This window comes from Erythrobacter sp. Alg231-14, from assembly GCF_900149685.1.
Lineage (GTDB): Bacteria > Pseudomonadota > Alphaproteobacteria > Sphingomonadales > Sphingomonadaceae > Erythrobacter.
This window is the reverse complement of the sequence record NZ_LT702999.1, coordinates 2,889,194-2,905,776: the sequence shown is the minus strand read 5'-3', so window position 1 is coordinate 2,905,776 and position 16,583 is coordinate 2,889,194. Positions and strand designations below refer to the sequence as shown.

The window sequence follows — 16,583 nt, the reverse complement described above, 5'->3', positions numbered from 1 at the left end:
TACATTAGCGCCATGAAACTCGAAAACAAAACCATCGTCTTGACCGGGGGCAGCTCTGGAGTTGGCCTCGATCTGTTGCGCGCGCTGGGTGCGTCCAACACCGTCATAAATCTATCGCGCCGTGCGCCATCACAAGTTGCGGCGCAGAGTGCGCCCGACTTCGTCCACATTGCCACCGACCTGGCCGATCAGGAAAGCGTGACAGCGGCGATAGAAGCTATTGCCAAACGGTTTCCGGACGGGATCGACGGATTGATCAATTGTGCCGCGATCCAATTCCTGCCCCAATTCACCGATCCCGATTTCGATTCATCAAGCATCGCGACGGAGATCGCGATCAACCTGACAAGTCCTGTCCGACTGATCCACGGCCTGCTCCATAGCCTTCGTCAAAGGCCGGGAAGTTTCATCCTAAATGTAAATTCTGGCCTTGGGCTCGTGCCCAAATCGGAATCGGCTGTGTATTGCGCCACGAAGGCCGGGCTGGACAATTTTTCGTGTGGGCTGCGCGCGCAATTGGCGGGCACAGGCACGATGGTCGGTCAAGCGTTTTTGCCATTGGTTGATACGCCAATGACCACAGGGCGAGGAAGCGGGAAACTGCCCTCGCACGATGTTGCACAACGCATCATTCGCGGCATCGAACGCGGTGACCGTGACAATGATATTGGCAAAGTAAAATTGCTGCGCATGATCAACCGCCTTTCCCCGTCACTTGCCAACCGCATCATGCAAAAGGGGGAGTCATGAAAACCTTGATCAAGGTCATGTTGGCCATGGCAGTGATTTTCGCTTCGACCTTCATTCTTGGTCGATTGCTTGGCGTTTTGAGCGAGGACAACGTCCGCGCGTGGATCGAATATGCCGGAACTATGTCCGCGCTTAGTGTGCTGGCTCTGGTGGTGGGGTTGTTGGCGATTGATTTGTTTGTGGCGGTGCCGACGCTCACCATCGTAATTTTGGGCAGCTACTTCCTTGGGTTTGAATGGGGCTTTGCCGCGGCCATGGGAGGATCGGCGATCGCCGCCTTTGGCGGATACGCCATTTGCTGGCGTTGGGGGGAGGGTGCCCTTGCAAAAGTGATACGCGATGCGGCGCAGCGGGACGATATGCGTCAGGCGTTCAGTGCACATGGGCCGGGCATGATCATGTTGGCCCGTGCAGCGCCGATCCTACCCGAAGTAACCGCCTGCATGGCCGGTATGACCCGCATGCCGTTCTGGCGCTTTGCCGCTTTCTGGGCCGTGGGAACGCTACCCTATATGGGGATCGCGTCCTATGCCGGATCGATCAGCACGTTGGATGATCCGCGCCCTGCGATATTTGCGGCGTTGGGGTTGTATGCGGTGATGTGGGCGGGGTGGTTTGTCTATCGAAGGTATCGGATGCAGAGCGAAACCACTCAGAACGCCTGAACTCTAAATCCGGCCTCCATCGTTGCAGTTTTCTTGCCAAGAGGGCGTCGATTTGGGAACGTGGGCTCCGTTTCGATTTCGGGCTGTCATTCAAAGTGGCGTGCCGGCCCGCTACCACCGGCGTATCCGCAGTACCCCAAGCATAAAGAACCATCGCATGAACCTTGATCAATCTCCTGAGCTAAACGATTTCCGTGCGAACATTAGGTCCTATTTTGAAGAAGAATATCCGAAGGACATCCTTGCGAAAGTGGCTTGCGGCGCCAGTTTGACCACCGCCGAGGTGCGAAAGGCCGAAATGGCGTTGGGTTCAAAAGGGTGGTTGGCCAGTGCGTGGCCGAAAGAACATAGCGGCCCGGGATGGTCGATCGAAGAGCAGTACATCTTCGATGAAGAATTAGAGCGGGCCGGGGCACCCACAGTCACCCCAATGGGCGTCGTTTACGTTGGACCTGTTGTCTACACATTTGGGAGCGATGAACAAAAAGCCACGTGGCTTCCGGGTATCGCCGACGGTTCGGTCGGTTGGGCACAAGGGTACAGCGAACCGGGATCGGGTTCGGATCTTGCCTCACTACAATTTTCAGCGGTCCGCGATGGTGATGAATACATCCTCAACGGCACCAAAATTTGGACATCTGCGGCCAACCACGCGGATTGGATTTTCCTACTGACGCGCACCTCGAAAGAAGCCAAAAAACAGCTCGGCATTACGTTTATCTGCGCACAGCTTGATCAGTCCGGCGTGACGGTCAAACCGATCATCTCAATCGACGGCAAATATCACCTAAGCCAAGTTGAATTTGTTGATGTGCGCGTACCTGTGTTCAACCGCATCGGTGAAGAGGGGAAAGGGTGGACGTATTCGCAATATCTGCTTGGCAATGAACGGACATCCTATGCGCGGATAGGTGGCAAGCGGACGCAATTGGCGCATATCCGCGCCATCGCATCGCAGATACCGGCGGGAGGTAATCAACGTTTGATTGATGAACACGCTTTTGCCGCCAGATTGAGCGCGGCCGAAATGCGGGTCGATGCGTTGGAAATTACGGTTTTGCGCGTTTTGTGTTCGGTCGCGGATGGCGGTTCGCCGGGCAAAGAGGCATCGATCCTCAAAATCATGGCAACCGAAACCGCTCAGGAAATCACAAGTCTATTCTGTGTTGCGGCCGCCGAACATGGCATCCGCAAATTTGATGACAGTGTGAGCCCAGAATGGACCGGCATTTCGTCTTTCGCCGCGCCCGGAGTTGCCACCTATTTCGGCACGAGAGCGCAAAGTATTTACGGTGGAACCAACGAGATTCAGCGGAACATCATCGCCAAACACGTCCTAGGACTGTGAAGCCAACGCCTTAGCAATTCGAATGCAAATCCACTTACGCGTCGAAGCATGCGTCATTTGTTGGTAAAGCATCGGAATGTGCGGACATCCGCGCCTGACCCAGGGTTGGGGTGAAAGCCCACGGGATCGGTAGGTCTCTGTAAACTTACTTATCCGACAGTCTTTGTCATTCCGTGAAGGATTGTGATCATATAAGGCTTATCAAGAATTCACCGTTTATGTGACGTTGAAGTTGTTGGAACCGCAGGATTTGGCTTTGGATTCAATTTACGATCTAAAACAAAGAATGGCCTTGTTGGAACGCGCACATGCGTCTGCTGGCATGGGCCATTTCGTTTTGGATCCAAAACGCCAGACGATAGAGTTTTCATCGTGGGTGCGGGACAATATCGGTCTGAACGACATGCCAATTCCTCTCGACCGGCTTCCGGAAATCGTGGTCGAAGAAGAGCGGGAAGAGTTCATTCGCATTGTTGCTGAGGTAATCGAACGGAAAGAAGATTTTTCGTTTGAAACGGTTGTGACCACGGCCAACGGCAAGGCGCGAACCCAACGGATCAGCGGGATCACCGCGTTTGAGAATGAACACACGCGCGAAGGGGTAATTGGACTCTTCGGAATTCTTAAAGAAATCACGCATGAGAAACGCTCCAAGGAAGAATTGCTAGCTGCGCGCGATGCGGCGCAGGCCGAATTGGATGCACGCGCAAATCTGTTGGCCGTTGTTAGCCATGAAATTCGCACCCCGCTGGGTGGTATCCTTGGTATTATCGATCAGTTGAAACGCGAGCGATCGGCGCAAGAGAGGGAACGCGCGCTAACGTTGATTGAAGATTCAAGCGAGGTCTTGCTCGACACTCTGGATGCAATTTTGCAGCAGGCCCGGATCGGAGAAAACACCGAGAATTTGGAGACAAAGCGTTTTCGTCCACTGTCCGTTGCGCATCGGGTCGCGGAATTGTTCCGACCTCTTGCCCGGCGCAAAGGGCTAAGGATTGATGTCAGCGGTCCCAATAATGTGCACGCGATCGGCGACCCGGCGCGTTTGCAACAGGTCATTTCTAACTTCGTTTCCAATGGGGTGAAGTTCACACAATCGGGATCGATATCGATCGATGTCACTGCACCGATCAATGATAAAACCACCTGGGTCTTTGCGATCAAGGATACCGGATCGGGTATGGATGAAAGCCGCGTGGCCGGTATTTTTACGCCGTTCGGAACAAGCAGTTCCGATTCATTAGGGCGCACGGTTGGGGCGGGGCTTGGTCTTTCCATCATCCGTGAATTGGTCAAATCCATGGGCGGCACAATCGATGTGGAAAGCGAATTGGGTCGGGGATCAACTTTCACCCTCAGTGTCCCGTTTGAACACGCGCCGTTGGAAGGCAATGCAAAAGACGCCTCAACGCATCATGGCACCGCTGCCATTCTTGTGGAACGGGCATCCGACCGCGTTCAAGCGGAAGCGACCGCCAGCGCATACGGTTTTAAGTTGGCCGAGTTTGACGAGACTTTGCCGAAAGAGAATCCGGCCGATACGCGATCCATCTTGATTGCCGACGCAGGCTCGCTGGATAATCTTCGCGAAGATGTGCTTTCCCAGTTTGATCGCGTGATTGCGCTTATATCCGATGGCGGATCAGCGAGCACCGACCCGGCGCTGACAAAAATTTCAGAGACAGAAGTTGTTTGCCTACCTAACACTCAGATTGCACGATCGCTGGGTAAGGTTTTAGCGAAGGATAACGATGACGCAGCTTGAAGATCTGCCCATCGAAGAGCAGGCGCGCATTCTTGCCATTCGGTTGGATCGGGCTGAACGTGCTTTGGCCGATGCAGAGACAGCTCTCGAAGCGCGTATGCATGAGCTAGATAGCGCGAACAAAGATCTAAGCCGCCGCGAAAGCGAGCTTGTCGAAAGGTTGGATATCGAAAGCCGCCAACTTCTCGCGGCCCAATCTACGGCAAACATGGCCACAATCTATGGCGAAAAAGGTAAGGCGTTTAGCGTGTCGAGCGGCGCCGGGAATCTGTTGGGGTTGCCAAAAGACGCAATTCCAACAGCAGAAAGCCTGATTGCGGCGCTTCACCCTTTGGATCGCGATCGGATAATGCGCTCTGCGGTAGAGTTCTTTACTGAGATGAAGCCGGCCATTGATTATCGGTACGAGCATCGCATCAAACGATATGACAACGGTGCCACCCATTGGCTCAGCTGGGTGATCCGCCGCGATCCGGCGAACGCCACGCGTCCGTCATCTGTGTATGGAACCGTGCAGGACATCACGTTAAGCCGCGCGAATGAGCGGACAGTTCGATCGCTTCAATTGCGGGCCGAACGACGCATCAGAGAGCTTGATAGATTGAGCGCGCAGCTCACTCTAGAACAGCAGAAAACCGCCGACGCTTTGGCCGCAAAAACGCAGTTTCTGAGCGAGATAGCGCACAAAATTCGCACGCCTTTGAATTCGTTGAACGGTGGGATTGAGCTGCTGTCCGATGGCGATGGCGATGGCGCGAACAGCAAGGATTTCGAGGTCGTCCGCCTTGCGAGCGATCAATTGGTCGACATTGCGTCGCAGATGATCGAGCAAGCCGGGGTTGAGGCAGACCAAGAGGTTCTCGCAATCCAGCCGTCAGAAAAAACGGCCGCAACGCCAATACAAGGGAATGCAATCGGCGAAGCGCCGCGCGTGCTTTTGGCGGAGGATACCGAAAGCAATCGCTATGTGATTGAAAGGATGCTTTCCAGCATTGGATGCGAGACTGTTGCGGTCACCAATGGCGTGGAGGCGTTGGAAGCGCTGCGCGCCCAACCGTTCGACGTTGTTTTGATGGATGTGATGATGCCCATTATGGATGGAGAACAGGCGACGCAGGAAATCAGAGCGCTATCCGGGCCGACGTCGCGCACTCCGATTATCGGGGTTACGGCTCACTCGCTTCAAGCAGAACGGGAACGCCTGTTGTCGGCGGGTATGACAGCGTGTTTGGCAAAGCCGGTGCGACGCGATGCATTGGAAACGGCGATCAGGACAGCGATGATTGGCCGCGAAGCGGTTCAACCGCTCAATGCGCGATTTGATCATGAGTTGTTTCAGCGAGCGTTTTTTGACCTGCCCGCAGCGTATCGAGAAAGAATGCGCGAAGCCGCAAAAAAGGACATCAGTGATTACGGCGAAGAAGTATTGAGAGCCGCCAAAGACAAAGATGATGAAGGTTTGTCGCGCGCCGCGCACAGCCTCAAAGGTGTTTGTTTGAATGTTGGCGCAATCGGCATTGTTGAAGAACTAAGCCGATATCGTGAGACGTTGGCAAACGATCCAACATTCTCAAGCGCCGGTTTGCGTAGAGAGATCGCCTCAAGCCTTTTGGCTTTCGACGATCTCTTCAACGCCCTGGTTAGTGATCCTCAATAGGCGCCTTTCCCGCTCAATACGGCTGCTGGAGTGGACAGCAGCAACTTCAGATCGATCCAGATATTGGTGCGCTTTAAGTATGCGCGATCCATGATTGCTTGACGTTCAAAAGGGATCTCCGCGCGGCCACGAACTTGCCAAGTGCAAGTGATGCCAGGCTTCCCGCCCAATCGTTCCCATTGGCTTCCGCGATATTCACACACTTCGCTCGACAATGCGGGGCGTGGACCAACCAAAGACATGGAGCCGCCAAGCACGTTGAATAGCTGGGGCAGTTCATCAATGGAGAACCGGCGAATAAACCGCCCGGTGCGTGTGATCCGTGGGTCGTCTCGCATTTTGAAGCAGGTTCCCGTGCGGTCGGATTTCGCCAGCAGAGCCGCCCGGCGGGCTTCCGCATCGGTGAACATAGAACGGAATTTGATCATCGAGAACGGAGTGCCGTCGGCTCCCACGCGGATCTGACGGAAAAACACCGGGCCTTTGTCTTCCGATCGTATCGACAATGCGGTTGCGATGAAAATCGGCATCAAAGCCAAAATCGCCAAGCTGGCTCCGATGATATCCATGGAACGCTTCGCAAATGCGTTCATGCGTGACCCCAATTCTGCTATAGTGATTGCTTGCATGCAGGCGTGGGCCATGAATGTTGCATTGCCCCAAATGTATCGTTTCGCCATCCGGCGCGGTTCCATCGCGAGACGCCAGACCCATTCGCTTTTGCAAGTGCGTACAATTTTTGGCGCGCGGGGGATGCGGCCCGAGTAATAATCGAACAAGCCGCCAACGCCCATCACCACAGGCGCATCAATGCGGTGCCGATTGCGTGCAATCCACTTTTCTTGGAGCGGAACGCCCAATCCCACCAACACGATGCCCGCGCGTGATCGATTGATGCGTTCGATCAAGGCTTCTTCGTTCTCTGGCGCGTAATATCCAGAATGAACGCCCGCGATCCGCAATTCGGCAAAGTGAGTGGCCGCCCAATCAGCGGCGCCATTCGCGACACCGGGCATTCCGCCAAAGAAGAAGATGCCGGTTCCTTGATCCTGTGCGGCGCGGCAAATCTCTGGAAAGAGATCGGTGCCGTTAAGATTGTCACCTAGATCTTGGCCTACCAGTTTCGCCGCGATCTCCATGCCGATGCCATCGGGCAGGAGAAGGTCTGAATTGTCCAACGCATCTCGGTACTCTGGATCGTTGCGTTGGATGTTGACGCAATGGGCGTTTAAAAAATTGACCGTACTTTTCTTATTGGCACCCACTCGCGCCAAAATATGATTGGCGATTTCGCGCTGGTTCGATTTGATCAATGGCAGGCCGAACAAGTCCGTCGATGTTTGAGTTCTGTCCGCTTCAATACGGTATTCCAATTCGGCATCAGCGATTAGGCGGAATTCATTGAATGGTGTGTGTTTCACGGGATGGCCTCCATTGAGTGGTAGTGCCCCACATGTCGCAACCCGCGTGCCAAACTCATAAAATTCTGATAAATAACGATTAAAAATCCCTGACCGATCGGGAAGGGGATTTGCATTCCTGTTTTCGCAAATTGCGACGCCCGTTTTTCGCATTTCACAATAGGATTGATCGCAAAATCGAAAAACCCACCGGGCCTCAACTGTGAAACCCCAGAATTCAGCCGTTTTTTAAATTGGCACGGATGTTGAAACTGCATTTCCAAACGCAAACTCGAGGAAATGATGTTCAACACAGCACGTACATGGATGAAACCGGACCAATGGCCCGCTTTTGCCCGTGGTTTGCTGGCCTACGGCTCGGCTGAGGCTGCGACGCGGGTCGTGCGGCTCGGTGCGATCCTAGTGGTTGCACGTCAGATATCGCCCGAACTTTTGGGAACGGCTGCTCTCGCTTTGAGCCTGTTTGAAATCGTTCGCGTGTTGACCAGTGTCGGCGTGGGGCAACGGATCATCATTGCGACGGACGTTGAACTGGCGTCGATCTGCAACGCGGCGCACCGGCTGTTCTGGACCATCTGCTTGGCGGTCATGGCAATTCAATTGGCGGTGGCAGCGATTGCTTGGACTGTTTTCCAACTTGGCGATGTGGCCGCGATGTTGGCGGTTCTTTCGGCGGTGTATCTCTTTATGCCTGCCGGCCTGGTCCATATTTTCTTGGCGATGCGCGCCCAAAAAATGGCGGCGACAGCGCGTGTGGCAGCTTTGCAAAATATTGCCGATGCGGCGCTCACCGTTGCTCTTGTCCTCATCTGGCCTAGCGCATGGGCGATTGTCCTGCCGAAACTTCTTACGGCTCCGATCTGGTTGATCGCGGCGCGCGGCACCTATCAATGGAGCCCAGCAAAGGATGTGGCTGCGGCACCTACGCAAGAGTTTGCCAGTTTCGGACCTGCAATCTTGGGATCAGAAATGTTGAATGCCGCGCGCATTCACGGCGACAAACTCGTTGTTGGCGCCTTACTCGGCACCGAAGCGCTTGGTTTGTATTATTTCGCCTTCAACGCCGGACTGGGGATCACCCAATCCTTTGTGGCGGCATGCAACCTTGTGTTGTTCCCTCACTTGGCAAAGGCCGGCAAAGATCAAGTGGGTCAGGAGTTTCGTCGTTCATTCGGATTTGGCCTCACGCTTCTTTTGCCGGTGGTCATTGCCCAGGCCGTGCTTGCGCCGCTCTATGTCCCCATCGTCTTCGGTGAAAACTGGATCGAGGCAGTTCCTTATGTCGCCTTGCTCGCAGGGGCAGCGTTGCCCCTTTATGCTGGGGCCATTTTGGGCGCGCACTACCGGGCTCTTAACACCCCTCTTTCCGAAACAGTTTTGATGGCGGCCGCCACGCTTGCCGCTTTGATCGGACTGACTGTTGGCGCGTCATTTGGTTTGGCGGCGGCCTGCCTTGGATTTGGCGTCGGTCTTTCCATCATCCTTATTCCCGCAGCAGCGATCCAGCTGCTCACAGTATCCAAGCCCATCGCGGCAAACGTCTGAGGAGACTTTCAATGTTGAAACCAACCTTTTCTGTGATCATCCCCGCATACAACGCCGAAGCAACGCTTCGCACGACTGTGGCGAGTGTTCTCAATCAGTCGTTCTCCGATTTTGAGACCATCATTGTCGATGACGGTTCAACAGACGGCACGTTGCTGGCGATGTTGGATGCAGGTTGCATGGACTTTCGCGTTCGTGCCGTTTCCCAATCGAACGCCGGTGTTTCGGCCGCTCGGAATTTTGGTGCCTCGCTGGCTCGGGGTAAGTTCCTGGCGTTTCTTGACGCCGATGACCAATGGACTTGCGACAAACTTCAAAAGCATTTCGAATTTCACGAGGCGGATGCTTCGATCGATGGAAGCTTTGCTCAGATCGCATTTTGTGCCGATGGCAGCGGAGTTCTGCCGATTGGGCGCACTGTTTCGAAAGTCGATGCAGGCTATTCTATCGGCGCAAACAGCATCAACGATGTGGTCGTTCAAAACCCCGTTTGCACCACATCAAACTTCGTCATCAGCCGTTCGGCCTTCAACGCCATTGGCGGCTTCAACGAAGACCTTCGTTACGCCGAAGACCAAGAATTATTGACCCGTTTGGTCAGCCAAGGCGTAACGATAGGCGGTATCGACCAGACATTGGTGAAGTACCGGATGAGTGAAGACGGCTTGTCATGCGATTTCGAAGCAATGCTGGATGGCTGGCGCACATTCGCTGGTGATTGGCTGCAAGGTGACGATTTCGCCCACGCCGAAGCCACCTATTGCCGATACCTCGCCCGCCGGGCCCTACGCGCAGGTGCAAGCATGCCGACAGTGCGGTCCTATGTCCGCCGCGGCCTTGCTGCCCACCGATCAACTTTCATGGCGGCACGCTCTCGCAGCATCCTCACAATTTGCGGCGCCTTTGCCGGTGGCATGTTGCCAGTGTCGATGCGCCGCGCAGTTTTTGCATAAAATTCCCCAAGGAGACCACCGATGACCAACCCAAGAATGTCCGTCGTCATGCCGATCTACAACGTCGAGGCGTTTGTCGGCGAAGCCATCCAATCCGTGCTGAATCAGAGTTTCAAGGATTTTGAATTGATCTGTGTTGATGATGGCGGGACCGATGGATCAATGGATATTGTTCGGACCTTTTCGGACTCGCGTATCCGCATCATCTGTCAGGAAAATCGCGGTCTAGCCGGCGCGCGCAACACCGGGATTGCCCATGCTCGCGGTGAATTTGTTGGCCTGTTGGACAGCGATGACGTTTGGCATTGTGACAAACTTGCGCTGCACTACGTCCATCTTACGGCGAACCCAGATATCGGGGTCAGCTATGCCGGATCGCGGATGATTGATCGTGATGGTCAGGTGCTTTCCGTGGCGATGCGCCCAAAATTGGGCCGGGTGACACCGCGTGACATCATTTGTCGCAATCCGATTGGCAATGGCAGCGCGCCTGTCCTTCGCCGGTCCGCACTAAACCTCGCGCGTTTTGCCCATCCAACAGATGTAGGCCGGGTGTGTTGGTTTGACGAAGACTTTCGTCAATCCGAAGATATTGAAATGTGGATCCGTATGGCGGTGAAACACAATGTAACGTTCGCCGGTATTGCTGGCCTTTTGACCGATTACCGGATCATTCCCGGTGCGCTTTCCGCCAACGTTGTGAAGCAATATCTCAGCTGGACCAAAATGCTGCGCCAATTGCGTCGCTATGCGCCGGAATTTGTGGATCAACACGGTGACACAGCCCGGTCGTATCAATTGCGCTATCTTGCTCGTCGCTCCGTTCAACTTGGCAATTTCAAATTGGCTCGTGAGCTTCTTCAAAAGGCTTTGGGATTGAATCCATGGATCCTCTTTGAAGAGCCAATCAAAACCTCTGTGACCGGCGGAGCGGTGTTGGGCGGATCGTTGCTCGGCAAAGATCGCTTCACCGCGTTAATGCGCCCCTATCTGAAGAACGCAGCATGATTAAAGTCGCGCATCTCTTGGATGATTTTGCGATGGGCGGCGTGACCCGCGCACTCAACCTGTTCGAACAACCATCGCTCGCAGCGAAAGGGGAATCGCGGGTTATGCCGGTGGATCCCGGCGCGAGTCTTGCCCCGTCGATTGATGCCGATTTGATCGTCGATCACATGGCTTTGTCGTGGCGCAGGATTTCATTCCTATTGAGCCTGCGCTTGCGCAATCCAAGCGCGCGGATCGTGCATGTCGAACACAGCTACACCCGCAATTTCGAAGTCGATCAAGTGGCATCGCAGGGTCGGTTTCGGGCGATGTTGAAGATCGCCTCAATGTTGGTTGATAAGTTCATTTGCGTCTCCGATGCTCAACGTGATTGGCTTTTGACTGACGTCAAATTGCCGCCCTACAAATTGACGCGGATCTATCCATGGAGCGGGCGATTTGAATTGAACGCGATCGGCGCGGGGGCACCTAGAAAAGGGCGCCCACTGCGCTTGTTGGCCTATGGTCGATTTGCAGAGATCAAGAATTTTGCTGAGCTGGTTTTGGCGATGAGAAATTTCGCCACCGATGAAGTGGAATTGACTCTTTTTGGAGACGGTCCGGATCGCGAACGCCTTGCCAAGCTTGCGGAACCGCTGACGCATGTAAAAATTCTTCCACCGACCCAAGAGATCACTGGTCATCTTGCTGCTTGCGATGCGGTGATAGTCCCATCGCGGCGTGAGGCATTCGGTCTAGTCGCAACCGAAGCGCGCATGGCGGGGCGTGCGGTGTTGGCCGCGGATTCCGATGGCTTGCCCGAACAGGTGGGCAATGCGGGATTGGTCGCGCCGATGAAAACCGAACAGGACATCGCGGCAGCCATTCGATTGGCTCTCAAAGTGCCGACGGCTCAGATGGGCGAAATGGGACGACAAGAGGTCGCATCTCAGCATGATCGCATCCTTGATGAATGGCTTTACGTTTTCAAAGTTGCCGCCCGGAAAGCTGGCAAAATCTAACACACAAGATTGGTATCCATAGGCACGCGATAAACGTGCCCAATCGGTGCCAATATGGCCGTCGATCCTCTAAACGCGACCCGGAGGATCGGCGGTCATTTTGTTTGACTGGGTACGCCCCTCGTTCTTATTCGAACCACGCGTTGCGATCTGCTGACCTGTTGGTGAGTAAGCGTTATCGTTGCTCGCACTTGAGAGGTGGCGATGAATGAAGCGCGTCTAATGCGCATGGATGACGTTCGCCGTCGCCCGCGGGCAAGCCGCATAGGGCGAGCCCTTACCGACGCCAAAGGTCAATATTTCCTTGAGAATTGTTCAGTTTTAGGCGTTGTCGTTGGACGGCTTGGTTGATGCCAAGGCCACGCCGATAATGACCAATGCAGGCCAATAAAGGTAGGCTAGGATTTCTAGGTTCTCGCCAAAGGAATAGAGCGTCAAAACCAACACCATTGCGAGGCCCGTTTGAGCATTTTTGTTGCGCATCGAACGGGCGAGCAGCACGCCGAAGCTGGCGATCAATGGCACAGCCAATGCGATGGCGCCCAACACCCCTTTGACGAAGAGCAATCCAAACCAACTGTGATGGCTGCCAATGGGCATGTATTCGACGAGGTGCGGTCCATTTTCAACCACACCATGGCCAAACCAAAAGGCTTCGGTTTGCCAGCGATCAACTGCGATCCGCCCAAGGGCGGCGCGGACGCGGCTGGAATCGGCGCGGGCGGATGAAAATTCGTTCATGGCCGTATCGGCGATGTCGATGAGGGCTGGCCCAAAGATGCCAAGGGCCAAAACAACCGGCGCGGCGATCAACCACATCCACCACCGATCCATCCGTGCCACCGCCCAAACAAACGGCGCGATCACGATCAATGCGACAAGGGCTAGGCGCGATTGCGAAAGCACTGCCAAAGCCAATCCGCCCGCAATCCCGACAGATTTCCAACCCACATGCGGATCACGCGCCGCAAGCAAAACGCAGATTACGCCGATCATCCCCGCTGCGGGTGACCAGGGCGCAAAGAACTGCCACCGCGGAGTGCCTGCGCCAGGTTCGATCGTGTACAATTGCGCGGCGAAATAGTCTGGACCGGCACCGCCGAGGACCTTGAGAGGCGACACCCACAAAAGCTCGGGCAATCCGATATACGGCGCAGCGACAAACACCGGCACCAAAATGACCGTGTAGAGCCCCAATTTGCAGACCGAACGAAATATCACTTCGGGCCGAACCTTTAGGACAGCCCCGGCCAAAGGGAACAAGGCGATCAATGCCCAGCCTTTTGCCCAACCAACCGATGATTTGATTGTTTTTCCGGTGCCTAGATCGAAATTCGCGTGACCGACCCATAGAACGGTTAGCATAGCGACCATCCCGCCCAGCCATATCTTTATCGTAAGTGGAACCGGCGCCGGTTTTCCACCGTCACCAGGCAAACCGTCGAGGTACAAGGCAAGCGCAACCATCCCGGCAAGCGACCAGCCAAGGACGGGCCCTACAATGTAGAGCCCGCCGACCAGCCAAAGCGGCCAGGTCCACTCAATGCAGAGCGCGATTAGGCGTTCGGCAGGAGTTTGCGGATGATGGGCTGGCGCAGCCATAGGAGGAAAAATCCAATGATTATGAGGATCGTCGCGGCAAGCGCTCCGGCAATCACCAACAAAGGCGACGGCGCGGAGGTGCTGCGTGGCAAAGACGGTGCTTCGAGAGTTTGCACCAAGGGGTAGGATGCGAATGGATCGGACTTGTTAGTGTCGAGCTGCGCCAAAGCGGAGCTGAACACAGCCTCCGCAACGCGCAGGTCGCGCATCAAATCAGCCAGACGCGCCGCTTGTTCAACCTGACGTTCGGTGTCGGCGGATTGCTCAGCGATTTGTTGGCGCAATTCTGACAAGGCGGCTCCGTTTCCGGAATAGTCGCTGTCGCGCTCTGAGAGGCTGGCGAACAAACGCTCACGCGTGTCTGAGGCTGCTAAGTCGGCAAAGGCAAGAACCCGGTCGCCGGACAATCCGGTCAATTCCGTTCCTCGCGCGGCCAGGTCTGTTTCCAATGCGGCGCGTTGGGCCGCGAGCTCTTCCATCGCGCCATGGGCATCGCCTAACGTACCGCTTCGTTCGCTTCTTTCGCCGGTTGCGGCGGCATAGCGGCGCAGCAATTCCTGGAATTCCGGGTCAGCTTTCAGCTGCATCGCGCGACGTGCTTGGGGGAGGGTGATCGCTAGTGTTCGGGACAAACGCGATGTGGCAGCGCCGGTTTCCGCAAGGCGCACTCGGCGTTCGCGCTCGTTTTGCTTCAACTGATCAAGGGCGGTGATGCGGCCGGCAAACTGATCAAGCGACACCAATCCCGTCTCCCCTTGAAAATCCAACAGTTCGGCCTGGGCCTTGTCCACTTTGTTTTGCAATTCGGAGATCCGCCCAACGTCTGCGTCCTCGCGTGTTTGCGCTTCATCGGTGCGCAGATTGGCAACGGCGGTGTCGAATGCCGTCTTTAATGCGGCCATCCGTTTCTGTGCTATCTCGGCGGTCGCGCCGCTCATCCGCACTTCGATTAGGTTCGTTTGATCGATCAGTTTGATCGACGGCGCGGGAAAGTTGCCTTCGTCTTCTTCTGCAATGCGCGCTGCATCGCGCAAGACCAGATCGGACATCAATAGACGCTTATAGTTTTCAGTCGGGCTCAATGATGGGGATGAGAAAGCCGAAGACGAATTGCTCGATGCCTGACCAATGGATTCAAGGTTCATGCTGGCGCCGATGCCTGTTCCAGGAAGGATCAATGTCATCCGGCTGTCGTAGCTATCAGGGGCAAACGCGACGAAACCAATCGCCACAATCCAGATCAACGCCAAGGGCGCGGCCATTGCAGCGAAATAGCGCTTGTAACGGCCAACCGATGGCAAACCGTCGCGCACCATAACCCACATTTGGATCAGTAGACGCGGTGGCTTTTCGCCATGCGTTTCTGCGGAGATCGCAAAGGGTTTCATAGCGCGTTGTCCAACAAGATTGCTGGGGTCGCGGTGCTTACGCCTTGTGAAATCAATCCAACCGCTTCGCGGAAATTGCTCCAGCGGCTGTCGTAACAAGCGATTGCGTCATCTGGCATCAAATACGGGTTCAAGGAATCTCGGTTGGCATTGCGGACCAAGCGTTCGATATCGCGCTCCACAACGATGCTTTCGCCGTTGATGGGATTGCGCGAAATCAAGACCGCACGCCGATCGGATTGCATGTAGCTGCCGCCGACACAATTGGCCGCAACCAACCCTTGAAGCAGTCGTGTTCCGTAAGGGAGCGAACCGGTCTTTTCACCGATTGCTGCGCCGGCATTGTTGTTTGCACTTTGGGTGAGGTTGGACATGTAAACCCGGATACCCGGCGCTGTAAGGGGGGTAGGTCGCACGAGATCAGCGTCAAAGCACGTACGGCTGGGTACGATCACACGGTCTCCGGTCGCAATCGCCACATCCCGGCTGGTCCAGCCATGAATGAAGCCCGACAAATCGAATTCTGCGTATGTACGACCGCGGACAAGGTAGATGCGTTGCACATCTGCGTCGGGGCGAACGCCGCCTGCTGCGCGAATGGCACCTGCAATGGTCCGGGTCGTGTTGTCATCACCGCTAACGGCGCCTTCGCGCAGTCCAATTCGGCTTTCAGGGGTGCGGTCTCCTGCCCGGACTGCGCCGGGTTGAAAGACCGCACCACTGACCGCGACCGACGCCCCGCTTGCTTCGATCAGAGCGACCCGAACGGCATTACGGAGTGGGCGTACGATCCCGGAAGACACGAGCTGAGAACGCAATATGTTCGTCAGCTCATCGATGGATGAATTCGCAGCTTGGATTGAGGAGAGACCGCGCAATGCAAGCGAACCGTCGCTGTCGATTACGTAGGTTCCAGAGATGCGATCATCATCACCAAGGATGGAGATTTCTAAGCGATCACCAGCACCCAATGGGGCGGTGCGATCGAGAAAGCTTGATGGTGCGACCCGGCGCAGAGTGTCCAATTCGCGCGGGACGGCCCAATCGCAGGTTGGCGCGCCGCGACCGACGGGCGCTTCTTGGATCCAATCGCCTTGTGGTTGATGGCTACCATTGTACGCCACTTGTTGAGGGGCGTAGACAGACGACATGCGATTGGACGGGGCCGGGCCAGACACACAACCGGCAACAAGCGTCGCAGACATTGTCAGCGCCAGCATTGAGGCTTTGGTAAAGGTGGTCATGAATTTGCTCCGTTCATTGGGTTTGCCCCTTTCGATCCAAGGACCGTGCCAAATTTGCGAAACCGCAGAATTCCGGGCTTCACGCAAAGTGCGAAAATCCGAATTCGCAAAAAGCATCACCAATATTTGCAATTTGCGAACATTTTTGCATTATGGGTCAGAAGTGTATCGATCTGAGGGCGTCATCCCGCGAAATTTTCGGCACGGCTTTTGCATATTGCGATGCAGTACGAATT

At 55.2% G+C, this 16,583-nt stretch carries 13 protein-coding genes; 9 read left to right on the top strand and 4 right to left on the bottom strand.

Annotated features, from left to right (window positions below; translation table 11 throughout):
* Positions 1–12: 12 nt before the first annotated feature.
* The 5 genes from BQ8290_RS13890 (at position 13) to BQ8290_RS13870 (ending at position 6,185) form a co-directional block, all read left to right on the top strand.
* Positions 13–750 (top strand): SDR family NAD(P)-dependent oxidoreductase, encoded by a 738-nt coding sequence (locus tag BQ8290_RS13890; protein WP_108791273.1) that lies wholly within the window; start codon positions 13–15, stop codon positions 748–750.
* Complete coding sequence (locus BQ8290_RS13885; RefSeq protein ID WP_337661426.1) at positions 747–1,415, top strand: TVP38/TMEM64 family protein; 669 nt, start codon at positions 747–749, stop codon at positions 1,413–1,415. The genes BQ8290_RS13890 and BQ8290_RS13885 overlap by 4 nt, the downstream gene beginning before the upstream one ends.
* 157 nt (positions 1,416–1,572) lie before the next feature.
* Positions 1,573–2,763, top strand: coding sequence for an acyl-CoA dehydrogenase family protein (locus BQ8290_RS13880; RefSeq protein ID WP_108791271.1), 1,191 nt, complete (start codon positions 1,573–1,575; stop codon positions 2,761–2,763).
* Positions 2,764–2,983: 220 nt separating this feature from the next.
* Positions 2,984–4,528 carry an ATP-binding protein gene (locus BQ8290_RS13875; protein WP_108791269.1) on the top strand — a complete coding sequence of 515 codons (1,545 nt, stop codon included), beginning with the start codon at positions 2,984–2,986 and terminating at the stop codon, positions 4,526–4,528.
* Positions 4,515–6,185 carry a response regulator gene (locus BQ8290_RS13870; protein ID WP_108791267.1) on the top strand — a complete coding sequence of 557 codons (1,671 nt, stop codon included), beginning with the start codon at positions 4,515–4,517 and terminating at the stop codon, positions 6,183–6,185. The genes BQ8290_RS13875 and BQ8290_RS13870 overlap by 14 nt, the downstream gene beginning before the upstream one ends.
* On the opposite strand, the gene BQ8290_RS13865 is transcribed toward BQ8290_RS13870, so the two are convergent.
* Positions 6,179–7,606, bottom strand: coding sequence for a WecB/TagA/CpsF family glycosyltransferase (locus tag BQ8290_RS13865; protein ID WP_108791265.1), 1,428 nt, complete (start codon positions 7,604–7,606; stop codon positions 6,179–6,181). The genes BQ8290_RS13870 and BQ8290_RS13865 overlap by 7 nt on opposite strands.
* Before the next feature lie 279 nt (positions 7,607–7,885).
* Between BQ8290_RS13865 and BQ8290_RS13855 the strand changes: the two genes are divergently transcribed.
* Genes BQ8290_RS13855 through BQ8290_RS13840 form a run of 4 tightly spaced genes read left to right on the top strand, consistent with a single transcriptional unit; the run spans position 7,886 to position 12,113 of the window.
* Complete coding sequence (locus BQ8290_RS13855) at positions 7,886–9,151, top strand: oligosaccharide flippase family protein (RefSeq protein ID WP_337661425.1); 1,266 nt, start codon at positions 7,886–7,888, stop codon at positions 9,149–9,151.
* Positions 9,152–9,162: 11 nt separating this feature from the next.
* The gene (locus BQ8290_RS13850; RefSeq protein ID WP_108791259.1) at positions 9,163–10,104 is read left to right on the top strand and encodes a glycosyltransferase; all 942 of its coding nucleotides are present in this window, start codon (positions 9,163–9,165) and stop codon (positions 10,102–10,104) included.
* Between the two features lie 21 nt (positions 10,105–10,125).
* On the top strand, positions 10,126–11,112 hold the full coding sequence (locus BQ8290_RS13845; RefSeq protein WP_108791257.1) for a glycosyltransferase: 987 nt from the start codon (positions 10,126–10,128) through the stop codon (positions 11,110–11,112).
* Entirely contained in the window at positions 11,109–12,113 is a 1,005-nt protein-coding gene (locus BQ8290_RS13840) for a glycosyltransferase (RefSeq protein ID WP_108791255.1), read from the top strand. The genes BQ8290_RS13845 and BQ8290_RS13840 overlap by 4 nt, the downstream gene beginning before the upstream one ends.
* A 321-nt stretch (positions 12,114–12,434) precedes the next feature.
* Here BQ8290_RS13840 and BQ8290_RS13835 read toward each other — a convergent pair whose 3' ends face one another.
* Genes BQ8290_RS13835 through BQ8290_RS13825 form a run of 3 tightly spaced genes read right to left on the bottom strand, consistent with a single transcriptional unit; the run spans position 12,435 to position 16,347 of the window.
* Entirely contained in the window at positions 12,435–13,715 is a 1,281-nt protein-coding gene (locus BQ8290_RS13835; protein WP_108791253.1) for an O-antigen ligase family protein, read from the bottom strand.
* The gene (locus BQ8290_RS13830; RefSeq protein WP_108791251.1) at positions 13,670–15,103 is read right to left on the bottom strand and encodes a hypothetical protein; all 1,434 of its coding nucleotides are present in this window, start codon (positions 15,101–15,103) and stop codon (positions 13,670–13,672) included. Before BQ8290_RS13830 ends, BQ8290_RS13835 begins: the two co-directional genes overlap by 46 nt.
* Positions 15,100–16,347 carry a polysaccharide biosynthesis/export family protein gene (locus BQ8290_RS13825; protein ID WP_337661424.1) on the bottom strand — a complete coding sequence of 416 codons (1,248 nt, stop codon included), beginning with the start codon at positions 16,345–16,347 and terminating at the stop codon, positions 15,100–15,102. Before BQ8290_RS13825 ends, BQ8290_RS13830 begins: the two co-directional genes overlap by 4 nt.
* Positions 16,348–16,583 lie beyond the last annotated feature (236 nt).

What these genes read in the sequence shown, in the direction of transcription:
- BQ8290_RS13825 (WP_337661424.1), bottom strand. Translation starts at nt 16,347, where the DNA reads ATGACCACCTTTACCAAAGCCTCAATGCTGGCGCTGACAATGTCTGCG.
- BQ8290_RS13835 (WP_108791253.1), bottom strand. Translation starts at nt 13,715, where the DNA reads ATGGCTGCGCCAGCCCATCATCCGCAAACTCCTGCCGAACGCCTAATC.
- BQ8290_RS13885 (WP_337661426.1), top strand. Translation starts at nt 747, where the DNA reads ATGAAAACCTTGATCAAGGTCATGTTGGCCATGGCAGTGATTTTCGCT.
- BQ8290_RS13850 (WP_108791259.1), top strand. Translation starts at nt 9,163, where the DNA reads ATGTTGAAACCAACCTTTTCTGTGATCATCCCCGCATACAACGCCGAA.
- BQ8290_RS13830 (WP_108791251.1), bottom strand. Translation starts at nt 15,103, where the DNA reads ATGAAACCCTTTGCGATCTCCGCAGAAACGCATGGCGAAAAGCCACCG.
- BQ8290_RS13845 (WP_108791257.1), top strand. Translation starts at nt 10,126, where the DNA reads ATGACCAACCCAAGAATGTCCGTCGTCATGCCGATCTACAACGTCGAG.
- BQ8290_RS13840 (WP_108791255.1), top strand. Translation starts at nt 11,109, where the DNA reads ATGATTAAAGTCGCGCATCTCTTGGATGATTTTGCGATGGGCGGCGTG.
- BQ8290_RS13855 (WP_337661425.1), top strand. Translation starts at nt 7,886, where the DNA reads ATGATGTTCAACACAGCACGTACATGGATGAAACCGGACCAATGGCCC.
- BQ8290_RS13890 (WP_108791273.1), top strand. Translation starts at nt 13, where the DNA reads ATGAAACTCGAAAACAAAACCATCGTCTTGACCGGGGGCAGCTCTGGA.
- BQ8290_RS13880 (WP_108791271.1), top strand. Translation starts at nt 1,573, where the DNA reads ATGAACCTTGATCAATCTCCTGAGCTAAACGATTTCCGTGCGAACATT.
- BQ8290_RS13870 (WP_108791267.1), top strand. Translation starts at nt 4,515, where the DNA reads ATGACGCAGCTTGAAGATCTGCCCATCGAAGAGCAGGCGCGCATTCTT.